Here is a 24,102-nt window from a genome sequence, read left to right on the forward strand (position 1 = left end):
TTTACATGAAAAAAATCATATTATTGAGTTTTTAACAAATGAGGGCTGTTTTTATTAAAAATATAACGCTATTTCACGGCTTTGAGACTCAAATCGATATTCTCAGCCGAGTGGGTAAGGGCTCCTGCAGAGATATAAGTGACCCCGGTAGAAGCAATTTCTTTTAACATATCACGGGTAATTCCACCTGAAGCTTCAGACTCACAAGAGCCGTTAATCATTTCTACTGCCTGTTTCATCATAGGTGTGCTCATGTTATCAAGCATGATTCTGTCTACTTTTGCTTTGATGGCTTCTTTTACTTCTTCCAGGTTCCTTGTCTCAACTTCGATCTTTAATTTTTTCTTAGTACTTTTAACATAATCTTTTGCCATTTTTACGGCATTCGTAATACTCCCGTTATAGTCGATGTGGTTATCTTTCAGCATGATCATATCATATAAACCATATCGGTGATTGGTTCCGCCACCTATAGCAACGGCCCATTTTTCGCACACTCTGAAATTAGGAGTTGTTTTTCTGGTGTCTAAAAGCTTTGTTCTTGTTCCTACCAATCGGGAATCCCAGTCGTGGGTAAGGGTAGCAATACCGCTCATTCTCTGCATGCAGTTCAGGACCAGCCTTTCCGTTGATAGAATTGATCTTGCGCTTCCGGTTACTGTTAAAGCTACATCACCAACTTTTGCCGCTTTTCCGTCTTTGATGAAAACTTCAACTTTCAGATCTTTATCAAAAGTTTTAAAAATAATTTCTGCCAGCTCAACACCTGCTAAAATACAGTCCTGCTTTACCAGAAGTTTGGCACTCTGCTTCAAATCCTTTGGGATTGTGGAAAGGGTAGAGTGGTCACCATCCTGAATATCTTCTTCCAGGGCATTTTTGATGAATGTTTTTAATACTTTATCCGTAGCGTAGGCTGGTCTTTTCATTATATATGTTTTAAGCTAAGTCTTTATTGTAAAATGCTCCTTTATTTTCGGTCATTTCCATGGATTGGGTAATGATGAGGTGGGCAACGGTTGTCAGGTTTCTTAATTCAGATAGCTGTGGCGAAAGAATAGAATAGTGATAAATCTCGTCCACAGCTGCTGCAATCTCCTGGTGTTTCTGTAAGGCCATGTTCAGACGTCTGTTGCTTCTCACGATACCTACCAGATCGCTCATCATTTCCTGAAGCTGTTTTCTGAGATAGCTTATGATAACCATTTCATCCATAATCTTCATTCCTTCTTCATTCCATTCCGGAACGGCTTTAAGATCATCAAAGTTGAAGTTGTTTTCATTAAGGAGAGCAACCGTTTTTATAGCGGCATTATGTCCGAAGACTAAACCTTCCAATAGTGAGTTTGATGCAAGCCTGTTCGCACCATGTAATCCGGAATTGGTACATTCTCCCACTGCAAAAAGATTCCGGATAGAAGACTGACCATCCTTGTCGACCTCTATACCACCCATCAGATAATGGCATGCCGGTACTATAGGAATCAGTTGAATGAAAGGGTCAATTCCTTCTTCTTTACATTTTCTATAAATATTCGGGAAATGTTCCAGAAATTTTTCATGATCCATATCGCGGCAGTCAAGGCCGGCAAATTCATCACCTGAGATCTTCATTTCATTATCAATGGCTCTGGCTACAATATCTCTTGAGGCTAATTCTTCACGCACATCATATTTATGCATGAATTTTTCACCGTTTTTGGTTCTTAATTTAGCACCATCTCCCCGGACTGCTTCAGAAATAAGGAAAAGCATTCCGTTAATCTTGCTGTACAGCGCTGTTGGATGAAACTGATAGTACTGCATATTGGAGACCTTACCTTTTGCACGGGCTACAAACGCAATCCCGTCTCCGGTGGCAATGGTAGGATTTGTTGTGTTTTTATAAACATGTCCTGCACCTCCTGTAGCAACTAAAGTGATTTTGGAAGTAATTTTTTTGATGATTTTTGATTTTTCATCCAAAATATAGGCCCCATAGCAGTTAATTTCGCCTTCACTTACTTCTTTTCCCGGTACATGGTGTTGGGTAATGATATCGATAACGTAATGGTGGTCGAGGATTTCGATATTCGGGCTGCTGTTGGCTGTCGCCAGAAGAGCTCTTTCAATCTCGAATCCGGTAATGTCTTTATGGTGAACGATACGGTTTTCAGTGTGGCCGCCTTCTCTTCCCAAAGCAAATTCTCCGTTTTTCATGTCAAAATTGGCGCCCCATTCTACAATTTCATTGAATCTTGTAGGAGCTTCCCGTACAACCATTTCTACAACATCGCGCTTATTTTCTCCGTCCCCGGCACGCATGGTATCTTCGATATGCTTTTCGAAATTATCGTTTTTAAGGTCGGTGACTACAGCCAGTCCGCCCTGTGCGTATTTGGTATTGCTTTCGTCTTCGTCGGATTTTGTTACGATGATGATTTTGGCATCAGGGAGCTGTTCAGAAACTTTAATGGCATAGGAAAGTCCCGAGATGCCGGAACCAATTACTAATACATCCGCTTTTATCATATGCTTGCTTTAGGTACGATCGTTTAATATTAAATAAATTTAAACAATTTTTCGTTTGGTTTTCTTACTTTTTTCATATGCTGAAAATGATCTTCCTCAGAACGGTAGCCTAAAGCCAGAGTGACGGTTACTTTCTCGATCTCAGGATTGATGTTCAGGATCTCTTCCATCAGGTCCTGCCGGAAGCCTTCCATGGGACAGGAGTCTATATTTTCAATAGCAGCGGCATACATCAGATTGGCCAGTACTATATAGGACTGCTTTTCTGCCCAGTTGAAAATTTCATCCCGTGTTTTTTGGGTGATATGCTGATTAATGCTTTTTCTGAAAAGGTCGAGTTTCTCAACAGGAGTTTCTCTTACCTCGGAAATGTGATTAAAATAACCGTGAATATAGCTTTCCTCAATAGTTTTCTTTGAAATGATAACTATAAGGTGTGAGCAGGTGGAAATCTGGGAAGGGTTATAAAAAGCCGGAATTAATTTCTGCTTCATTGCCTCACTTTCCACTACCAGTATTTTGTACGGCTGAAGCCCAAGTGAACTGGCAGACAGCTTCCCCGACTCAAGAATATTGTGCAGGATGTCCTGAGGAATAATCTCATGATTAAATTTCTTCACAGAATATCTTCTGCTTAAAGCTTCCAAATAATTCATGGGAACAAATTTAAGAATAGAATGCGAATAAAGTGTGTTTATAATGAAATATCTCCTTTTGTACAACTAAAAAAGATCACTCCAAATTTGGAGTGATCTTGTATTAAAAAAAATAATCAATTTTAATTACTCTCTGTTTTTTACCATGATCCAGCCAGAGAATTTGATCGGGGTGCTCTTGCTGTTATTTTCATTCCATGTGATAGAATACCAGTAATTTCCAGTTGGAACTTTTTTACTTCCGTTGGTTGTGCCATCCCAGACATATCTGTTGGATTTGTCGGCCTGGAAAAGCTTGTAGCCATACCGGTCGAAGATTCCGATTTCCAGATTCTTTTTATTGGAAAGTGCTGAATAATCAATAGCATCATTTACACCGTCGCCGTTTGGAGTGATCACGTTAATAATATTGGGAACCGTGATGTCAATCTGAATAGGCTCACAATCATAGCTATCCTTTACGTAAATCTTAGTTTCGCCTCTGGGAACGTTAGAGAATATATTGGAGTCCTGCCACTGTATATTATCCATTGAATATTGGTAAGGCGGTGTTCCTCCATTAACAAAGACAGTTACTGTGCTTCCTGAGATGTCAATATTGGTAACCACGGGCTGCTGGGAAGCATATACCTTTACATTCTGTAACGCAATACAGTCTCCGGTTTTTAATTTTACCCAATAAGTTCCTACACCTACATTGGTTATAGTCTGGGTGGTTGCGCCTGTGCTCCATTCATAACCATTGAACCCTGGACCTGCATCCAGTGTGGTTTTGTCTTCAATACAAATGATCTTGTCCTGGAGTATGCTGGATAGAACCGGAGCTAAAACGGTCAGGGTTACTTTTGCAATTGAATAACACCCCTGCGCATTGAAGACTTTTACATAGATTACTCCGGATGGAGCAGTATAGGTCAGAAAATTTAAAATTTCATTCGTTCCGTTTTCAGCATCTGTAAGGGATGGATAGTATTTTTTTATTGCTCCCGTCAATACTGTTACCGGTGCATTGCTTAAATTGAATGTTCCCAGTGAAGGATTGGTTTCAAGGAAGCACGATCTTAATGATGCATCCGTAACCACCACAACCGGGTTGAGATTCAGGGTAACTTTTGCCACACTCACACATCCCTGGGGCGTGGTCACTTTTGCAAATAATACGGCTGCTCCTGATGCGTAAGCTGTAGGATTAGGAATCTGGTTGATCCCTGCGTTCAGGTCAGACATTGTATTGTAAAATTCCATCGTACATCCGGGCACTGTTGTTAAAGCAGCTGTAGTAAGGTCAAATGTTGCAGTGCCGGCATTGTTATTATTACATCCGGTAAGCGAGGCATCTGTTGCTGCAAACGGAGTGGGATTCAGCTGTATAACTCCGTCTCCGTTGTCACAGAGCGTAGAACTAGGATCTTTAATAACCACCTTAATTGTAGTGTTGCCCGAATACGGGAAATTTGAAGGATTGGCAATAGGTGTTGAGCTTCCTAAAACATAATAGGTGAATATATAATTTGCCGGATTATTGACAAATTGAGCATTGAAAGACGTTAGATCCACAGTTCCGGTTCCGGTTGCAGGATTGGTACATACAAATGGAGTCACCGTAGCATTCAGGATTGGAACTTTGTCTACGAAAACTTTTACATTTTTAATAGAATGTCTTGCACTGGCACCTCCTGTAGCCGCAGAAAAGCCAAAATATCCCTGTGACATCCCAATGGCGGCACCTGAAGGAGCGAACGACTGGTCTGCAATAAGGGTACCGTCAATTTTTATTTTAATGATCCAGTTCGTAGGGTTTGTGAGGTCTGTTTCACCATTCACTTCTACATGTTTGTAGTTCGGGCCTACGAACGGCTGGGTAGGGTTGAGGTCGGGAGAGTGAAACGTACTGCCGGGTGTGGTGTTGTATTCAATATTATTTCCGGCTGTGTTGTTGGTGCCATAAAGAACGTGTACTTTACTCATCTGGCCTTCTGTGGTATTGTTGAAAATGTCAAAACCTACCATCAGTCCGGAAGCATTTCCTGGAATTCCTAGGCCGCCTCCGGATACAAATCCTGTCGGAGGATTGGCAAGATACCAGAAAGTAAATCCATCTCCTCTTCCGAACTGGGTGGTTCCGTTTCCATCAATTCTGAAATCAAACTCCACCTTCCATTTGTCACAATAACTTAATGTGATAGGAGTAGCCAGTTTTATAGCACCATACAGGTTGCCGTTATCAGTTGTAAGCCTGATAAAATCTGTATCAACAGCTGCATTTGAAACAAGGTCCCAGCCTGTAGTGTTGACGGGATTTCCTGCAAGCTGATAAGTTTGTGAAAACAGCTGTCCTGAAAAGCTTAGTAAAATAGTTAAATAATAAATAAGTAGTTTTCTTTTCATGTGAAGCAATTAGTTTGTGGTTATTCTTGTAAATATATTTGTTTTATTCTTCTGTATATAATGTATAATTGTCAATTGATTAGTAAAAATTGTCAATTTTGTAATTAATTTTAAGTATAAGTAAGAAATAATTAAAATCAGGGCTTATGTTTTTCCTTGATAATTAAAATTCAGATAAACATATTCTATATGATAAATAATATTAAAAAATCACTCCGGTAAGGAGTGATTTTATATGAAAATAAATTGTTATTCTCTGTTTTTTACCAATATCCAGCCTGAATATTTTGTAGCCGTATTGTTTTTGTCATTTTCGTTCCACGAAATAGAATACCAGTAAGTTCCTGTGAGAATCTTTTTGCCGAAAGCAGTTCCGTCCCATTTGAAGTTTCTCATCTTATCGGCTTCGTAAAGTTTATTGCCATATCTGTCATATACTATAAAAACCAGATTTTTCTTATAGGCCAGTGCAGAATAATCAATAAAGTCATTAACGTTATCGCCGTTCGGAGTGATCGCATTAATCAGATTGGGAACCGTAATCTGAACTTCAACAGGTGAACAGTTGTAAAAATCTTTGACAAAAACTTTTACTTCTCCTCTGTGCAGGCCTGTAAATGTATTCGAATCCTGCCAGTCGATACCGTTTAAAGAATATCGATATGGCGGAGTGCCTCCTGAAACATTCACAGTTACCGTTGTATTGTTAATATCAATGCTTGAGATAACTGGATTGGCCGAAGCAATAACCTTCACGGTCTGTAGTGTAATACAGTTTCCTGTTTTCAGCTTTACCCAATAAAGACCGACGCCTACTCCCTGTATAGAAGGAGTGGTTGCTCCGGTAATCCATTCGTAGCCGTCAAAACCAGGACCAGCATCCAGATCAGTCCTTCCGTCAATGCAGATGATTTTATCTTTTAAAACGGTAGATTTCACTGGTGGAAGTACTACAAGATTTACTTTTGCTATAGCGAAACATGCGTTTGAGTCTGTTACCTTTACGTAGATTGCAGTGCTCACGGACATGTATTGAGATGGATTTACAATCTCGTTGGTTCCGCTTAAAGCATCTGCTACAGTTAAATAATATTTCTTGGTAAAGCCACTCGTCAGTGTCGTCACATTAGCAGAAGTAAGGTCGAATATGGCATTCGTAATATTGTCCTGTAGGAAACATGACTGGAGTGTAGCCTCTTTTACCGGAGTTTCAGGATAGAAGGTTAAGGTGATTTTTGCCGTACCGGTACATCCCTGCGGAGTAGTCACTTTTACATAGACAATTCCGGGAGCGGAAGTATAAGCGTTGGGATTCGTGATTTCATTGGTTCCGGCATTCAGATCATTCAGTGTTTTATAATATTTTTTAGTGGCGCCAAGTACATTTGTTACATCTGCAGTGTTGAGGTTGAATATTCCTGTTCCTGCCTTATTATTGTTACATGTCGTTAAAGTTTTATCGAGAAGTGTAAGAGGAGCCAGGACCAGCTGTATTTTCCCGTCCGGATTATCACATAATATTCCTGCGTTGTCCTTTACGATCACGGTAACCGTGGTATTGGCATTGAATTGGAAATTGGCAGGATTGGTAATGGGTGTTGAGCCCTGCAGGTATGTGAATGTATAATTGGAAGGATTACTTACAAATTGAGAGTTGAAGGTTGTTAAATTTACAGATGCGAATCCTGTCGTCGGATTTGGACAGAAAGTTTGTGTCGCTGTACTTTGTAAAATAGGAACTTTATCGGTGTAGATTTTTACATTTTTAATAGAATGTCTTGACCTTGCTGCACCTGTGGAAGCTGAAAATCCAAAATATCCAATGGTCATAGCAGCGGCCGCACCTGACGGGGCGAAAGACTGGTTGCAGATTGTCGTACCGTCAAGGGTTATTTTTACAATCCAATTGGTAGGAATAGCCGGATCTACCTGAGCAGTTACTTCAACATGCTTATAAGCTGTTCCCTGAAAAGGCTGGGTGGTATTCAGGTCCGGTGAGTGAAAAGAGCTTCCCGGAACATTGAAGAATTCTACATTGTTGCTATCTGTTGTATTGGCAACCTGCCCGTAAGCAACATGTATCTTACTCATTGTAGCTGTAGTTGTGTTGTTATAAGTATCGAAACCTACAATAAAACCGACTGCATTTTGGGAAACTCCAAGACCGGAACCCAATACGCTTGCAACAGGCGGATTCGCCAGATACCAAAATGCGATTCCGTCTCCATTGAACGTTTGATTAGAGTCCATTCTGAAATCGAATTCCACTCTCCACTTATCACAATATTTTAAGTTGATCTGGTCATTAAGCCTGATGGACCCGGACTGATTGTTGGTGTCCGGAGTAAGCTGAACAAAATCGCCCAGCACCTGTGTTGGAGCAACCATGGACCAGCCGGTGGTATTTACAGGGTTTCCGGTTAACTGATAGGTTTGGGAAAATGCTCCTCCTGATAAAAAAAGCAGAAAGAGAGAAAGGTAAGACAATAAAGATTTATTCATTGAAGTAGGATTGCTTTTATTTAGACACTGTAAATATATTAAATCCTAAGCGATTAATATGTATTTAATGTTAATTTTACTAAATATGATAATGATTTATCAATAAATTTCAAAATGAACAAGGGAATAGAAAATAATATAGATGTTAGTTTAGATTATTAAAAAAGAGAATTACTCTCCAGTCCTTCAAAATAGGTATCGATTTCCAGATCAGGTGAGCTTGCAGCTGCCACAGCAAGTTTATCACAGAGTTCATTTTCAAAGTGTCCCGCATGGCCTTTTACCCAATGCATTTGGGGCTTGTGCTTATTATACATCTCAATGAATCTTTTCCAGAGATCAGGATTTTTTACATTTTTCCAGCCTCTTTTGATCCATCCTGCAATCCAGTTCTGGTTCACGGCATCCGCTACATATTTACTGTCTGTATAAATGTGAATATCGTTCTCCGAAGACTTTAGTTTTTCCATTGCAGAAATAACGGCCAGCAGCTCCATTCTGTTATTGGTGGTTTTTCTGAACCCTTTGGAGAATGTTTTCTGATAATTTTTTTCAGGAACGCGCATAAGAATTCCATAACCTCCTTTTCCGGGGTTTCCGCTGCATGCACCGTCGGTATATATTTCTATTCTCAAAAGTTTAGGTCTGTATAAACTGATATTCTGTGTAAACTAAGTTTGAAGAATACCAGACTGTTATTAATTAGATAGCGTGGGTTCTAGAATGGGAAATCATCATCATCATCAAGATCGTTCATTGAGGATCCTGAAAGCTTTGAGCTGTCTGGTAAGTCAAATGCAGCTCCAGGTTGAATAGTAGTCCTTATTTTATCAAAACCACTGGGCTCATTAGATCCGAAATTAGAAGGATAGCCTCCCATACCACCGTCTAATGCAGCTTCAATATCCCCGAATTTTGCAAAATGCTTTAAGAATGATAACCTTACGTCAGCTGTAGCACCATTTCTATGCTTTGCGATGATCAGTTCGGCCTGGTTTTCCGTTGGAGTTTCCTGTCCTTCTTCATCATTGTCCCAAACGGCTATTTTATAGTATTCCGGTCTGAAGATAAAGGATACAATATCGGCATCCTGCTCAATTGCTCCGGATTCCCTTAGGTCAGAAAGCTGAGGTCTTTTTCCGGGACGGGCTTCCACACTTCTCGATAGCTGCGAAAGTGCAATAACAGGTACGTTAAGTTCTTTGGCAATGGCTTTTAATGAACGTGAGATCATGGAAATTTCCTGTTCACGGTTCCCGACTCCTTTTCCTCCGCCTCCTGCGGTCATCAGCTGAAGGTAATCGACCATGATCAGCCTCACGCCATGTTGCATCACCAGTCTACGGCACTTTGCCCGGAAGTCGAATATAGAGAGGGAAGGGGTTTCGTCAATAAAAAGCGGTGCATTTTCGAGCTCTGATACATTGGAGAATAGCCTCTGCCACTCTTCATCATCCAAAGTTCCTTTTCTCAGCTTTTCGGAAGAAATTCTAGTTTCCGAAGCAATCATCCTCGTAATAAGCTGTACGGATGCCATCTCGAGAGAGAAAAGCACCATGGGGATCTTGTGGCCTACGGCAATATTTCTGGCCATGGACAGAAGAAATGCTGTTTTACCCATTGCTGGACGGGCTGCAATAATGATGAGGTCGGAATTCTGCCAGCCTCCTGTTTCTTTGTCAATATCCCTGAATCCGGAAGGAACTCCTGAAAGTCCTTCTTTATCTTTCAACGATTTAATAGTATCAATCGCCTGCTTTACCAATGAATTGGCAGTGTCGAATCCTTTCTTAATCGTCCCGTTGGTAATTTCAAAGAAAGATTGTTCGGCCTTGTCCAAAAGTTCGAATACATCTGTGGATTCTTTATACGATGAATCGATCACGTTGGCGGAAACATTGATCAGGCTTCTTAAGATATATTTTTCAAGAATAACGCGGACGTGATATTCAATATGGGCAGAGGAGCTTACTCCCATGGTAAGATCAATGATATAATGATCGCCGCCTGCCTGGCTTAATTTATCCTCTTTTTTTAACTCCTGGATAATCGTCATAAGATCTACAGGATGGTTGCCTTCGTAAAGCTTTAAAATCGCAGCAAAAATAACCTGATGTCTGGGATCATAAAATACTTCAGGAGTAAGAAGGTCAATAGAATGATCGAGACCTTTTTTGTCTATTAAAAAAGTTCCTATAACCAGTCTTTCAAAATCTACAGCATTGGGTGGCATTTTTCCATCCGCAATAGACAGTTCTCTTGCAAAATTTCCGTGTGTCAGGGATGATAATGTTTCTTTCTGCGCCATAATGCAAAGATAGTTTATTTAAAAAAAATAATTAAAAAATAGTAACTAACAAGTTATCAGCAATCCTGCCTTAGCCTACAACGGCAGAACATAAATGAATGTTAGTAAAAAGTGGGGGGTCAAAAATAGAAAAATTTCAATAAGTACTATTCATCATAATGAAAATAGTCAATGAATTTTATAGAATGATGGAATGAATGGTTGGTTAGTAATGAAATACAAAAAAGACTGCCACAACTGGCAGTCTTTTTTTATAGCTAAAAATAATCTTATTCTTTATTCTTTAAAAGTATCCATCCTGAATATTTAGTTTCAGTATTGTTTTTGTCATTTTCGTTCCATGAGATGGTGTACCAGTATGTACCGGTAGGAATTTTCTTGCCGGAAGCTGTTCCGTCCCATTTATAATCTCTCATTTTATTGGCTTCATAAAGCTTGTTTCCATATCTGTCATATACGATGAAAACAAGATTTTTCTTATAAGACAGGGCAGAGTAGTCGATCTCATCATTGATCTTATCCCCGTTTGGAGTGATCGCATTAATCAGATTCGGTACAGTAATGGTGATCTGAACAGGATTACAGTTGTAAGAATCCTTTAAGAATATTTTATTGTCTCCTCTAGGAAGTCCACTGAATGTGTTGGTCGACTGCCAGTTGGTACCATCTATTGAATACATATAAGGTGGCATTCCGCCTGAAGCATTTACTGTGATCGTATTGTTGCTGATATCTACACTGGAGATTACCGGTTGCGAAGAGGCAAAAATAGTTACAGTCTGAAGCGTAAAACATTTCCCGGTTTTCAGCTTCACCCAATACACTCCTATTCCTGCATTACTGATAGATTGTGTTGTAGCACCGGTGCTCCATTCGTATCCATCAAATCCAGGCCCTGCGTCCAATGTTGTTTTTCCTTCCGCACAAATCGTTTTGTCTTTCAGCACAGCAGATTTTACCGGAGGAAGAACTTTTAGTGTAATTTTGGCAATGGAATAACACTGATTGGCATTGGTAACTCTTACATACACTTCAGTGCTTGTCGTAAGATAAGCAGCCGGAGTGGCAATAGGATTGGTTTCGGCTTTAGCGTCGTTTAATGTCTTATAGAATTTTTTTATCTGTCCTGCTACGGCGCCTACATTAGCTGTTGTCAGGTCAAATTTAGCCTGCATAATATCATTTTCAATATAACATTCTTCCAGTAGGGCATCCCTTAGGGTCACCACCGGATGGAATGTTAGTGTAATTGTTGCTGTTGCTGTACATCCGAATGCGGAAATCAGCTTAACATATACTGTTCCGGGAGCAGAAATGTAATCAGTAGGATTGGTGATTTCGTTAGTGTCAGCATTCAGGTCAGCAAGAGTAGGGTAGTATTTTTTAGTAACAGGACCGGTAAATACATCTGCCGTTGTAAGGTCAAATTTCCCTGTTCCTTCACCATAATTGTTACAGGCGAAGATACTGGCATTTTTCCCGGTAATGCTGGCGTTTACAAATTTGAATTTACCACTGATAAAACATTTATTGACAGCGCTATTCGGGTTGTTTGGGTCAAAATAACGGATTCTGTAGTAATAAGTGGTCGTTCCATTTACTGTAGCAATGGTAAGAGGATCTTCTCCTGTTACAACATCGTTAGTATTATCATGGTAAGTAACTAAGAAATTGGGGTTATTTCCATTGATAATACCAGGCGTAAGCGTAGTGAAGTTAAATTGTGATGGAAGCCCGCATACCATAACCGTTGAAGGATCTGTCGGGTTAGCCGCAGGAATACCCGGCGGGATAAAAGGATTAGGTGCCAGAACAGGATCGTTGAATGCTGAGCTTAATGTAGCAGTACCGCCCCAGATCATTTTAAATCCATCCGGAGAACTTCTGTAATTATCTATGATCAGGTAATAGGTTTCCCCAGCCTGTACCTGCATATATGGGCTCCATTCAGCTGCGTTTCCTGCGCTACCGTCTGTATTTGGCGGTGGGGGCGGAGGTAGAGTTGCCAATAGTCCGGTATTTCCTTGAGAGCTACCTGTACCGGTAAAATTACATCTGATAGGTGTTACAAAAACGTTACCGGTACTTAAAGAAGTACACCCGTTGGTTGTAGGCCCGTATACTGCAAAATCATAATCATCTGTATTAACATTAGGATCTATGACAAATGTTAATGTTCCGGATGTTGCTATTGTGAAAGTATACCATACAGAAAAATGTTCATTATCCGTATCACTGAGGCATGAATTTGCACCAATACCTTCATCTATGGTTCCGTGTCCTGATGGTGTGTATGAAAACTCGGAGTTTCCGCAAAGAGGGATTGCTGTGACGCAATCAGACTGTGCATAAAACACCTGTGTTATAAATAAAATTAAAAGAAGTAATGTTTTTTTCATGTTTAAAATGATTTTTGTGAAACAAGATTTGAGTAAAATAAAGTTATCAGCATTTATGTTGAAAAAACCGCCCCGTAGAGCGGTTTTTATTTTAACAAGATTTATTCTCTATTTTTTACCATTACCCATCCTGAGAACTTGAATGGAGTATTCTTTTTATCATTTTCGTTCCACGTGACAGAGTACCAGTATGTTCCTGTAGGAATCCTTTTGCCGGCTACTGTTCCGTCCCATTTATATCCGTTGGACTTATCTGCCTGGTGGATCTTGGTTCCGTATCTGTCGAAGATGCTGAATATAAGTCCGTTTTTACCGGATAATGCAGAATAATCTATTACATCATTTACACCGTCTCCGTTTGGAGTGATTACATTGATAAGATTAGGTACTACAACTGTTATCTCAATAGGTTCGCAGTCATAAGCGTCTTTTACATATACCGTATGGTCTCCTCTTGAAACATTGGTGAAGACATTGGAATCCTGCCAGTTGGTGTTGTCCATAGAATATTTATATGCAGGTGCCCCGGCAATAACATTTACAGTGATGGTATTGTTGGAAATATCAATGCTTGAAACAACCGGTTGTTCAGAAGCGTATACTTTTACAGCCTGTAGAGTTATACAGTCGCCGGTTTTTAATTTAACCCAATATGTTCCCACACCTACATTATTGATCGCTTGCGTAGTTGCTCCCGTGCTCCATTCGTAACCGTTGAATCCAGGACCTGCATCCAGTGTAGTTTTATCTTCAATACAGATGATCTTATCCTGAAGAACATTCGAATAAACAGGAGACAGTACAGTCAATGTTACTTTTGCAATAGAGTAGCATCCCTGTGCATTAAATACTTTTACGTAGATAACTCCTGATGGTGCCGTGTAAGCCAGGAAGCTTAAAATTTCATTGGTTCCGTTTACCGCATCTGTTAAAGAAGGATAATATTTTTTAGTAGCACCTGTCAGAGTAGTTACTGGAGCATTGCTTAGGTTGAATGTTCCCAGTGAAGGGTTGGTCTCAAGGAAACAAGATCTTAAAGAAGCGTCAGTAACCGGTACCAGAGGATGGAATTTCAGGGTAATTTCAGCTGTTGCTGTACATCCGAATTCATTGGTTGCTTTTACATATATTTTTCCTTGAGCTGAAACAAACTGATATATGGCAGGGCTTGTAATCTCATTCGTTCCTGCATTCAGATCAAACATGGTAGGATAATACTTCAATGTATGTGTTGGTCCCGCTCCTATAGTGGCTGTAGTAAGATCAAACATTGCTGTACCTGAGCCATTATTGCTGCAGCTGGTAAGCGTAGCATTATTTAAAGTAAAACTGCCGTCCCTGAATTTAAATTTCCCCGTGATAAAACAGCCGTTCATAGGGTTTGTAGGGTTCGCGGGGTCCTGATATACAATTCTGTAATAGTAAACTTGTGTAAGGCTAACTACTTCTGACGTAACAGGATTTCCTCCTGTAATAGCGTCATTGGTGTTTTTATGATAAGATACTTTGAAATTTGCACTGTTCCCGTTGATAATTCCCGTACTCAATGAGGCAAAATTGAATGGAGTAGCAAGTGAGCATACCGTTACTTCATTCGGATCTGCAGGATTGGCAGCAGGAAGTCCCGGGGTAACAAAAGGAAACGGAGCCAGGGTAGGATCGTTGAATGCAGAACTTAAACTTGCCGTACCTGTCCAGGTAAGTGAGAATCCATCTGGCGAGCTTCTATAGTTATCCACCACAAGATAATAAGTCTCACCAGCCTGTACGACCATATGTGGACTCCATTCAGCTTGATTTCCGGCATTTCCGTTGGTGTTTGGCGGCGGCGGCGGCGGTATCGTCAGAAGTAAACCGGTATTTCCCTGAGATGAACCTGTACCGTTGAAATTACATCTGAGTGGCGTAACAAAAATGTTATTGTTATTTAAAGAAGTACATCCGTTTGTCGTAGGACCATAAACTGCAAAGTCATAGTCATCGGTATCAATAGTCGGATTAATCACAAATGCTAATGTTCCTGATGTTGATGCTGTGAAGCTGTACCATACAGAAAAGTGCTCATTATCCGTATCACTCAGACACGAATTGAGACCAATGCCTTCCAGGACATTTCCCGGTCCTGAAGGTGTATAAGAGATATCCGAGTTTCCACAAATAGATATTGCACTAATACAATCTGATTGGGCATATAAGATGCGTGAGCAGATGATTAGGAAAACGAGTAATGCTTTTTTCATAAAGGGGGATTTAAAAAAGACAAATATAAAAAATTATTAAAGTTAAATTAAAGTTTTTGTGATATATTTAATAGAATCAATATATTATTGCCTAATAATTCATTTTTCTCAGCTTGGGATTTGTGCTCGCTACAAGAAGAGCTACAAGTACCGTCATGGTTCCTCCAAAGATCACAGACCGCACCACACCGAGTAGTTTTGCCATCAGTCCGCTTTCAAACTGCCCCATTTCATTGCTGGACATGATGAATATAGAATTGACGCTCAGTACACGTCCTCTGATATTGTCAGGGGTTTTCAGCTGTACTATGGTCCCTCGGATTACCACTGAAATTCCGTCAAGCATTCCGCTCATGACAAGGAACATAAATGAGAGCCAGTAAAGTTTGGATAAGCCAAAACCAATGATGCAAAGCCCGAATCCTGCAACAACGGCAAGAAGAATTTTCCCCTGATTCTTTCTTAACGGAATAACCGCCAGAAGAGTGATAATACACATAGAACCTATATCTGAAGCTGCATTCAGAAGACCAAAACCTTCCGCTCCCGCATCTAAAATGTCCGTGGCAAATACCGGGATCATAGCAACGGCACCACCAAACAGGACAGCAAACATATCAAGACATAATGCCCCTAAAATTTCTTTCGTTTTAAAAATATAAGAAATCCCCTCACGCATGCTTTCCACCACATTTACATTCTCCTTTTTATACTCGGAATGCTGCTGTTTCAGCTGCCAGAAGAACAGAGAGGCGATAAATATCAAAGAGATAATAACCACCAATGTCCATTTTACGCCGAAGAATCCTATAAGAAGTCCTCCTGCGGCATGCCCACATACAGAAGAAATCAGAAACGTAGCCTGGTTCAGGGTTACTGCATTCGGAAGATTTTCTTTCTTTACTATTTTAGGAATCATTGAAGGAACAATAGGCCCGATAAAGGCTCTGGCAATTCCTGTGAAAAATATAACGGTGTATATAAAATAAGTGATTTCATGTCCGTTAAAATGCATTTCCACATTGAAAAATGCCGGGATCAGCAGCAGGCCGATCAGGAAAATATATGCATAATTGCAGATCAGGAGCAGCCTTTTTTTCTCATTCATGTCAATAACATGGCCTGCATATAAAGCACAGCTCACCGCAGGAATTACTTCCGAAAGCCCGATCAGGCCAATTGAAAAAGGATCTTTTGTTAATTGGTATACCCACCATCCCAATAAAGTTGCGAGCATTCTGAAGGCTAAAACAATAAAAAATCTTCCCGTAAGAAGATTCCTGAATTCAACATTTTGCAATGTTTTTAACGGTGTAAAGGAAATCATGCACAAAAATAGCCTTAAATATTTATTTAAGGCTGCTTATATACTGTTTTTTTGAATGATAAATCAAATAAGGTCCGAAAGACAAAATCTATTTTAGTCTGCCCTCAATGAGCTGATCACAATGGCTGCAACACCGGCTGCACCAATCACAGTAGCGCCTGCTGTTGCTCTTGCCTTAGACCTGTCTTTTACAGCTGCCACATTGGATTTCGGGATAATTACCTCTGTACTGTCCTTTTTTCCTGCAGTTCCTATAAGGTTATCACCATCTATGTTTCGGAATAGCATTTTCTGCTTGGCGGAGCCATCTTTCATAGTAACAACATACATTTTCCCGGCCTGAAGATTAGAGTAGTTGTTTTTTGAAATATCCTCGCTGTATTTTGTGGTAGCGCAGGATGAAATTACAAATAAGGATGTTAGTAAAGATGACTTTAAAAGTACAGATGCTTTCATTATTATTTTTATTTTTTCAAATTTATAATTTTTTTCGAATATATGTTTTGGGAATTGAAAAAATATCTCTAAAGTTTGTAAATTTCCAACAGATCTGCAATTTTTCTGTCATTGGCAAGTCTTGGTGTTTTATTCTGACCTCCCAGTTTGCCCTGAGATTTTGCATACTCGTGGAAAGCGTTTCTTTTCAGTGGAGTAATATGCAGCGGCTGAAGGATATTTCCGGTAATAAGATCATCATAGTAAGTATTTCTTGCCCGAAGCTGGCGGTCCAGCTCATTCCTGAACAGTTCTAAATTTTCAGGTTCTTTTTCAAATTCAATCAGCCATTCATGATACGGAAGACCTTCTGTAGGATTTACCTGTGGGGCCAGGTGGAATTCTGTGATCTGTGATGGGTGCTTTTCTACAGTAGCTTTCATCGCTTCCTCTACCTCAAAGGCGATCACATGTTCTCCAAAAGCAGAGGTGAAATGTTTGGTTCTGCCACTCACCAGGATTCTATACGGATCTTTATCGATGAATCTTACTACATCACCTATTGAATAAGCCCATAATCCTGAATTTGTAGTGAGGATGAGTGCGTAATCTTTATTTAGCTCCACATCTTTTAATGTTAATCTTTTTGCATCAGGCTTGCCATACTCTTCCAGAGGAATAAACTCATAAAAAATTCCATGATCCGTTAAAAGAAGCAGCCCTTCCTTAGTGTAATCGTCCTGAAATGCAAAAAAGCCCTCAGATGCAGGAAACGTCTGGATGATATCCACCTTTCCGCCGAGTAAGTCATTCATTTTATCACGGTATGGCTCATAGTTGACACCTCCCGTTACAAGAAGCTGAAGGTTGGGGAAAAGCTGTTTGATCTTTTTACCGTGTTTTTCAGTAAGCTTCTCAAAATACATGATCAGCCATGGCGGAATTCCGGAAATTAATGTCATATTTTCGTGTTCCGTTTCTTCAATAATCTTATCTACCTTCGCTTCCCAGTCTTCCATAATATTTGTGCTCCAGCTCGGAAGACGGTTCTTTTGGAGATAGGCTGGGATATGGTGTGCTACAATTCCGGAAAGCCGTCCTGTTTTTATTCCGAAAACTTCCTCCATTTCAGGACTTCCCTGCAGAAAGATCATTTTTCCGTTGACAAAATCAGCATTGTTTTTCCGGGCAATATAATGGAACAGGGCGCTCTGTGCACCTGCAATCTGAAAAGGCATTCCCTCCTTTGAGATGGGAATATATTTCGAACCGGAGGTTGTGCCTGAAGTTTTTGCAAAATATTCAGGCGTTTCCGGCCATAGAATATTGGCCTGACCCTTTTTTACCCTCTCAATATAAGGTTTCAAATCTTCATAATCTGCAACAGGAACTCTGTCCTGAAATTCTTTTATAGACTGAATGTTTTCAAAGTCATGTTCCCTTCCGAAAAGAGTTTTCTGAGCCGTTTTCACCAAAGACAGCAAAAGGGCCTCCTGATTTTTCACTGAGTTTTTTTTGAATTCCCCGGTTTTCTGAACATGTTTTTTTGCCCAGACAAGTGCCGCATTTTTCTTGAAGAAATTTAACATGCTCCAAATTTATAAATAAGTATAGAATATGAAATCATTTTTTCAACCATATATGCCACAAAAAAACCGGTGAATGAGTTTCACCGGTTCTTCGAAATTTGATTATGAAAATAACAACTATATGTTAAAGTTTACTTGTTTTCTTTGTATCTCCTATCTGGAGTTCCGTCTTTTTTAAGTTTTTGGTTTTCTTTATACCTTTTGTCAGGAGTTCCGTCCTTTTTCATTTTCGCTGCAGGTTTTGCAGTTTTAGCTTCGGGAGCCTTTACTGTTTTTGCTGTCTGATGATGAGGGGCCGCAGGTGCTGCCGGAGCAGTCTGCTGAGCGGTTGCAAAGCCTAGTCCAAGAGCCAGGGACATTGCTGTTAATAATTTTTTCATAGGTGTACGGTTTGTTTTTCCTTGAGTAAAGATATACAAAAAGCAGGCTGGAAATCACGGATTTTCAACCTTAACTAAAGTTTATTACTGCTTAAAAAAAACTTAATAACAGCTTTTAAAGAAAAAAAGCCTGCTTCATTGAAGCAGGCTTTCGTATGTATGAATAGTTGGGTTAACGTGTACAGTTGGCAGTCCAGGTTTTACCGTCCTTGGCGTATAGAATTTTCAACTCATTATTGTCGATTCTAATATAAGATGTAGCAGTGGAACCAACCATTACAAGCGTATGGTCTCCCTGCTGTTGAAATTCTACTCCGTTAAGGTCCGGGATACCATTCGAAAATGCGAAATTATATTTTGTACCGCTCGCGATCTTGGTTACAAATACACTTCCATTATCCGTGCTGTTGTTGGTAGATCCGTCATTATACGAAATACTTCCTTTATAGGTTCCTGCGAAGAAGTCGTTGTCTACAGGATCATCATCATTGCTACATGATGCAAAAGATAATGCGGCAACAAAGACCAGCATAAAAATTCCTAAGATTCTGATTGCTTTTTTCATAATTTTATTTCTTTAAAAAGTTTGATAGGATGGAATTTTCAAACACTATGCCATGCCGGAATATCAGTGTTTTTTTAACTTTTAATTAGATAAATTGGTAAAAAATTAAGATTTGGGTAGGTGTTAAGTGGCTTTGAATATGATTTTAGTAATCCTTGATTTCCGGAGGAAGAAAAAAATATCCTTATCTTTGTTATAAGCAAACGGTTTCGGAACACTCCCGAAATCGCTTTTGTCGTTTATACCATTACTATTTATGCAGTTAAAACCTATTCACGAAAAGTTTCTTCCCGACCTGCTTCAAAAAGAATTTGGAAAAGAAATCTTCACCCAGTTAGAGAAAAGCCAGCATATTTCCGTAAAGGGAAGTGCGGGATCTTCGGTTTCTATTTTTGTTGCTGAACTTTTTTTAACTCAGAAGAAGACTATTCTTTATCTGGTGGACGATAAAGAAGATGCACTGTATGCGAATACTGAAATGGAAGATCTGCTTGGAAAGGACAAAGTGCTGTATTTTCCGGCGACCCATCTTGAGCCTTACCAGGTAGAAAAGACACAGAACGCAAATCTGGTACTCCGGACAGAGGTTCTCAATAAGATCAATTCAGGAAGAGCTCCTAAAGTTATTGTGGCTTATGCAGGTGCCTTGTCTGAAAAGGTTTTGAAAAAAGAAGACTTTAAGGCAATCTCCCATCATATAAAAGTAGGTGATCAGCTGGATTTTGATTTTGTAGATGAGCTTTTGAATCATTATAATTTCCAGCAGGCTGATTTTGTTTCCGAGCCGGGAGAATTTTCGGTAAGAGGAGGAATTGTTGATGTGTTTTCGTATTCTTACGAAAAGCCTTACCGTCTTACCTTTTTTGGAAATGAAGTGGAAAATATTAAAACCTTTGATATAGAAACACAGCTTTCCATAGATAAGGTAAAAGACTTTCAGCTGGTTTCCAATATGAATTTTTCAGTAACCGGAACCAGGGTTTCGCTGCTGGAGCTGCTGCCTAAAGAAAGCTTTGTTGTTTCCAGAAATGGTGCCGTCGGAATGCAGAAAATCAGAACTTTCTATGAGAAAGCATTGGAAAAATATGATACTTTGAACAAAGATATTGCTCACAGGGCCCCACAGGAACTCTTTATTTCAGATCAGGATTTTCTGTTTGATTTTAAGAAATTTAAAACGATTGATTTTGCCGGTATTCCTATTGAAGGACTTAAAGAATTCACAGAAATAAAAGTTGAGCAGGTTCCGCAACCCTCCTTTCACAAAAATTTTGAACTGCTGATAGAAGATATCGAAGAAAAACAGGACCAAGGCTTTGATACCTGGATCTCTTTTTCTACAGAAAAACAGAAGGAAAGGCTGGAATCTATATTTGAAGAGCTTGAACATGAGCTTCCCTTTAAAAGCTTCAAATCTGAGCTGCACGAAGGTTTTGTAGACAATGATCATAAGCTCTTAGTATATACCGACCACCAGATTTTCGACCGTTATCAAAGATATAAAGCCAAAAACACCTTTGCAAAATCGGAACAGCTTACCCTTAAAGATCTGATGTCTCTGAAAATAGGCGATTATATTGCTCACATCGACCACGGAATCGGGAAATTCATGGGACTTGTCAAGGTAAATAACGACGGGAAAATTCAGGAATGCTTCAAATTGACCTACAAAAACGGAGACTTATTGTATGTAAGTATCCACTCCCTGCATAAAATTTCAAAGTATAACGGTCCGGACGGAAAAGAAATTGTGCTAAGTAAGCTGGGATCCCCGGCCTGGAAATCATTAAAGCAGAAAACAAAGGCAAAAGTAAAGCAAATTGCTTTTGACCTTATAAGATTATATGCTGAAAGGAAAACGGCAAAAGGATTTTCCTATACTCCGGATTCTTATCTGCAAAATGAGCTGGAAGCCAGCTTTATTTACGAAGATACTCCGGACCAGGAAAAAGCAACCATTGATGTAAAAAGGGATATGGAAGCCGATACGGTAATGGACAGACTGGTTTGTGGTGACGTAGGTTTCGGAAAAACTGAAGTGGCGATCCGGGCAGCATTTAAAGCGGCAACGGATGGTAAACAGGTTGCTGTATTGGTTCCTACAACGATTTTGGCTTTTCAGCATTACAGAAGTTTTAAAGAAAGACTGAAAGATTTTCCGGTGAACGTTTCTTATGTCAATAGATTCAGAACAGCCAAACAAAAGACGGAAGCTTTAGACGGTCTTAAGAACGGGAAAGTGGATATTATAATCGGAACCCATCAGCTGGTGAGCAGTTCCGTCAAGTTCAAAGATCTTGGACTGCTGATTATTGATGAAGAACATAAATTCGGAGTTTCGGTGAAAGATAAGCTGAAAACACTTAAAAGTAATGTGGATACCCTTACGCTGACCGCCACTCCTATCCCGAGAACACTTCAGTTCTCGCTGATGGCGGCAAGAGATCTTTCAGTGATCAAAACACCACCGCCCAACAGGCAGCCTGTTGATACACAGCTTATAGGTTTTAATGAAGAAACCATCAGGGATGCTGTTTCTTATGAGATTCAGAGAGACGGGCAGGTCTATTTTATCAATAACAGGATTGAGAACCTTAAGGATATTGCCGGACTTATCCAGAGGCTGGTTCCGGATGCAAGAGTTATTACAGGACACGGGCAGATGGAAGGCAAGCAGCTGGAAAAGAATGTGCTTGATTTTATGGAGGGGAAATACGATGTTCTTGTTTCAACAACGATTGTCGAAAGTGGAGTGGATGTTCCCAATGCGAATACCATATTCATTAATGATGCCCAAAGATTCGGAATGGCAGATCTTCACCAGATGAGGGGAAGGGTAGGACGTAGCAACAGAAAGGCTTTCTGCTATTTGATTACCCCTCCTTATGATATGATTACCTCTGATGCCAGAAAACGTCTTGAGGCTATTGAGCAGTTCTCGGATCTTGGAAGCGGTTTCCAGATTGCTATGAAAGATCTTGAAATCCGTGGAGCGGGAGATCTTCTTGGGGCAGAGCAGAGTGGTTTTATTAATGAAATGGGCTTTGAGACCTATCAGAAACTGATGCAGGAAGCTCTGGAAGAATTAAAAGATGATGCGGATTTTGAAAACCTGTTCGACAATGAGGAAGACAGGCAGAAGCTGTTTAAATCTGTAAAAGATGTTAATATTGATACTGACCTGGAGCTGATGCTTCCGGATTTCTATATCTCCAATACCGAAGAAAGGCTGTTGCTCTATCAGAAGCTTGCAGAAATTAATAATGAAAAAGATCTTTATAAATTTGAACTTGAGCTGATCGACCGTTTTGGAGCTTTGCCGAAAGAAGCGGTGAATCTATTGAAGAGTGTTGCCTTGAAATGGCTTGCCTCGGACATAGGATTTGAAAAGATCGTCATGAAAAACGGAGTATTTTTAGGTTATTTCCCTGCCAACCCTCAGGATAAGTTTTATCAGACAGACCGGTTCAGGCATATCATCAGCTATTTAACACAAAATCCGAAGGAAGCCCAGCTTAAAGAGAAGATCGGTAAAGATGGAAATCTGCTGATGATGAGAAAAGAAAAAGTGAAAAATGTGGATGAAGTGAATGTACTTTTGAAAACGATTATCGGACATCATTAGTAGGAAAATAACTCATTTTAATAATCAAAAAATAATAAAGACCTAAAAATTTACTTTTTAAGGTCTTTTTTTATTGAAAAAAAACATGATTTTTACACGAAAAAAATGTGGTATCACACGGATTTAGAAGCATTTGAAGTCACAATGTGATGATAAAAAATAATGCTGTATCATCGGCTGACATTGGGTTTGGGCATTGCACTCCCGGTAACACAGATTGAAAAAGTGTATTTTGTAGTAATAATTCTACTTTTTCCTACATTAAATTCTACATCATAATCGCTTTATTAGTACGGGTTTACGAGCATGTAAATGGTTTTTTATAATTTAAATTCATACCTTTGCAGCCCTTATTATGAAAAGAATTATTTATTGTTGCACAACCGGGCTTTTATCGCTTTGTGTGAACGCGCAGGTGGGAATTGGGACATCCGCTCCTAAATCTACTCTCGATGTCAACGGGAAGACCACCTTAAGAAAAGAACTTAGAGTAGGCGGTACATCCGCGCAGATTGGAAATGCAGGACTGAACGGCCAGGTTTTGGTTTCACAGGGAGAAGGTCTGCCTCCGGTCTGGAAATCGTTGAATGTTTCCTTTATGGAGGAAGGGCAGTATAAACTGATCAATTCATACCTGTCATCCGATCAGGCTGGTATTACAGCACTTTCAGACGGCATTGCGGCAGATAATGTCTATAAAAACAATGTTGGGGATGACATTACCGATGTGACGAAAGGGAAATGGTCAAAAATTCCCGGACTTGAAAACAATTTTATTATCAAAAACGGAAGAAACAGGCTCACCTATCAGTTTCAGACAGGTATTGAAATGAAGGCTCCGTCTGCAACAACTTCCCAGTCTGTTACTTTTACCTGCGGGGTCTTCAGAAATGGCAAACTGGTGGCGGTACGTCCGGATAAGATTGTTTCGAACAATAACACGGAAAAGCTTGGTATTCAGGATTATATTTTCACCCTCAATTATACAGAGCAGAATGTTCCGGTAGGTGCACAGAAGCTTGAGGTAGCCTGTAGAAAAATCAATACCTCAAATCTAAGTTCACAGTTTACAATCGGACGTAATGTATCCGATACCAATACGGTTTCCAATGCATTTACTCTTGAATCTGTTATGAAGATCGATGTTATTGAATATGTAACTTATAAAAGCAATTAA

The 24,102-nt window shown here is 39.7% G+C and carries 16 protein-coding genes; 2 read left to right on the forward strand and 14 right to left on the reverse strand.

The genetic code is table 11. From position 1 onward, the window contains the following. Positions 1-68: 68 nt before the first annotated feature. From nadC to AC4IFE_RS03685, 14 genes are all read right to left on the reverse strand, one after another. Complete coding sequence (gene nadC / locus AC4IFE_RS03620; RefSeq protein WP_490754961.1) at positions 69-929, reverse strand: carboxylating nicotinate-nucleotide diphosphorylase; 861 nt, start codon at positions 927-929, stop codon at positions 69-71. 10 nt (positions 930-939) lie between these two features. Then, positions 940-2,511: an L-aspartate oxidase gene (nadB, locus tag AC4IFE_RS03625; RefSeq protein ID WP_490754963.1), complete on the reverse strand. Its 1,572-nt coding sequence runs from the start codon at positions 2,509-2,511 to the stop codon at positions 940-942. Positions 2,512-2,540: 29 nt separating this feature from the next. Beyond that, the gene (locus tag AC4IFE_RS03630) at positions 2,541-3,167 is read right to left on the reverse strand and encodes an NAD(P)H-dependent oxidoreductase (protein WP_490754965.1); all 627 of its coding nucleotides are present in this window, start codon (positions 3,165-3,167) and stop codon (positions 2,541-2,543) included. Positions 3,168-3,293: 126 nt separating this feature from the next. Then, positions 3,294-5,555: a T9SS type B sorting domain-containing protein gene (locus AC4IFE_RS03635; protein WP_490754967.1), complete on the reverse strand. Its 2,262-nt coding sequence runs from the start codon at positions 5,553-5,555 to the stop codon at positions 3,294-3,296. Positions 5,556-5,804: 249 nt separating this feature from the next. Further along, positions 5,805-8,057 (reverse strand): T9SS type B sorting domain-containing protein, encoded by a 2,253-nt coding sequence (locus AC4IFE_RS03640; RefSeq protein WP_490754969.1) that lies wholly within the window; start codon positions 8,055-8,057, stop codon positions 5,805-5,807. Between the two features lie 158 nt (positions 8,058-8,215). Continuing rightward, the gene (gene rnhA / locus AC4IFE_RS03645; RefSeq protein ID WP_490754971.1) at positions 8,216-8,692 is read right to left on the reverse strand and encodes a ribonuclease HI; all 477 of its coding nucleotides are present in this window, start codon (positions 8,690-8,692) and stop codon (positions 8,216-8,218) included. An 83-nt stretch (positions 8,693-8,775) separates the two neighbouring features. Then, positions 8,776-10,365, reverse strand: coding sequence for a replicative DNA helicase (dnaB, locus tag AC4IFE_RS03650; protein ID WP_490754973.1), 1,590 nt, complete (start codon positions 10,363-10,365; stop codon positions 8,776-8,778). 269 nt (positions 10,366-10,634) lie between these two features. Next, the gene (locus tag AC4IFE_RS03655; protein ID WP_490754975.1) at positions 10,635-12,764 is read right to left on the reverse strand and encodes a T9SS type B sorting domain-containing protein; all 2,130 of its coding nucleotides are present in this window, start codon (positions 12,762-12,764) and stop codon (positions 10,635-10,637) included. Between the two features lie 101 nt (positions 12,765-12,865). Continuing rightward, positions 12,866-15,004 (reverse strand): T9SS type B sorting domain-containing protein, encoded by a 2,139-nt coding sequence (locus tag AC4IFE_RS03660; RefSeq protein ID WP_490754977.1) that lies wholly within the window; start codon positions 15,002-15,004, stop codon positions 12,866-12,868. A gap of 91 nt (positions 15,005-15,095) precedes the next feature. Next, positions 15,096-16,331: an MFS transporter gene (locus AC4IFE_RS03665; RefSeq protein WP_490754978.1), complete on the reverse strand. Its 1,236-nt coding sequence runs from the start codon at positions 16,329-16,331 to the stop codon at positions 15,096-15,098. A gap of 93 nt (positions 16,332-16,424) precedes the next feature. Then, positions 16,425-16,787, reverse strand: coding sequence for a hypothetical protein (locus tag AC4IFE_RS03670; protein WP_490754980.1), 363 nt, complete (start codon positions 16,785-16,787; stop codon positions 16,425-16,427). Between the two features lie 68 nt (positions 16,788-16,855). After that, on the reverse strand, positions 16,856-18,355 hold the full coding sequence (locus tag AC4IFE_RS03675; protein ID WP_490754982.1) for a GH3 auxin-responsive promoter family protein: 1,500 nt from the start codon (positions 18,353-18,355) through the stop codon (positions 16,856-16,858). A 131-nt stretch (positions 18,356-18,486) separates the two neighbouring features. Then, a complete protein-coding gene (locus tag AC4IFE_RS03680; protein WP_490754984.1) occupies positions 18,487-18,735 on the reverse strand; it encodes a hypothetical protein in 249 nt (82 codons plus the stop codon). Positions 18,736-18,907: 172 nt separating this feature from the next. Next, positions 18,908-19,300 carry a hypothetical protein gene (locus AC4IFE_RS03685; RefSeq protein ID WP_490754986.1) on the reverse strand — a complete coding sequence of 131 codons (393 nt, stop codon included), beginning with the start codon at positions 19,298-19,300 and terminating at the stop codon, positions 18,908-18,910. Between the two features lie 256 nt (positions 19,301-19,556). Here AC4IFE_RS03685 and mfd point away from each other — a divergent pair, with 256 nt between their 5' ends. After that, positions 19,557-22,925, forward strand: coding sequence for a transcription-repair coupling factor (gene mfd, locus AC4IFE_RS03690; RefSeq protein ID WP_490754988.1), 3,369 nt, complete (start codon positions 19,557-19,559; stop codon positions 22,923-22,925). Positions 22,926-23,280: 355 nt separating this feature from the next. After that, a complete protein-coding gene (locus AC4IFE_RS03695; RefSeq protein ID WP_490754990.1) occupies positions 23,281-24,102 on the forward strand; it encodes a hypothetical protein in 822 nt (273 codons plus the stop codon).

The sequence above is a fragment of the Chryseobacterium sp. UF-81 genome (genome assembly GCF_058245105.1).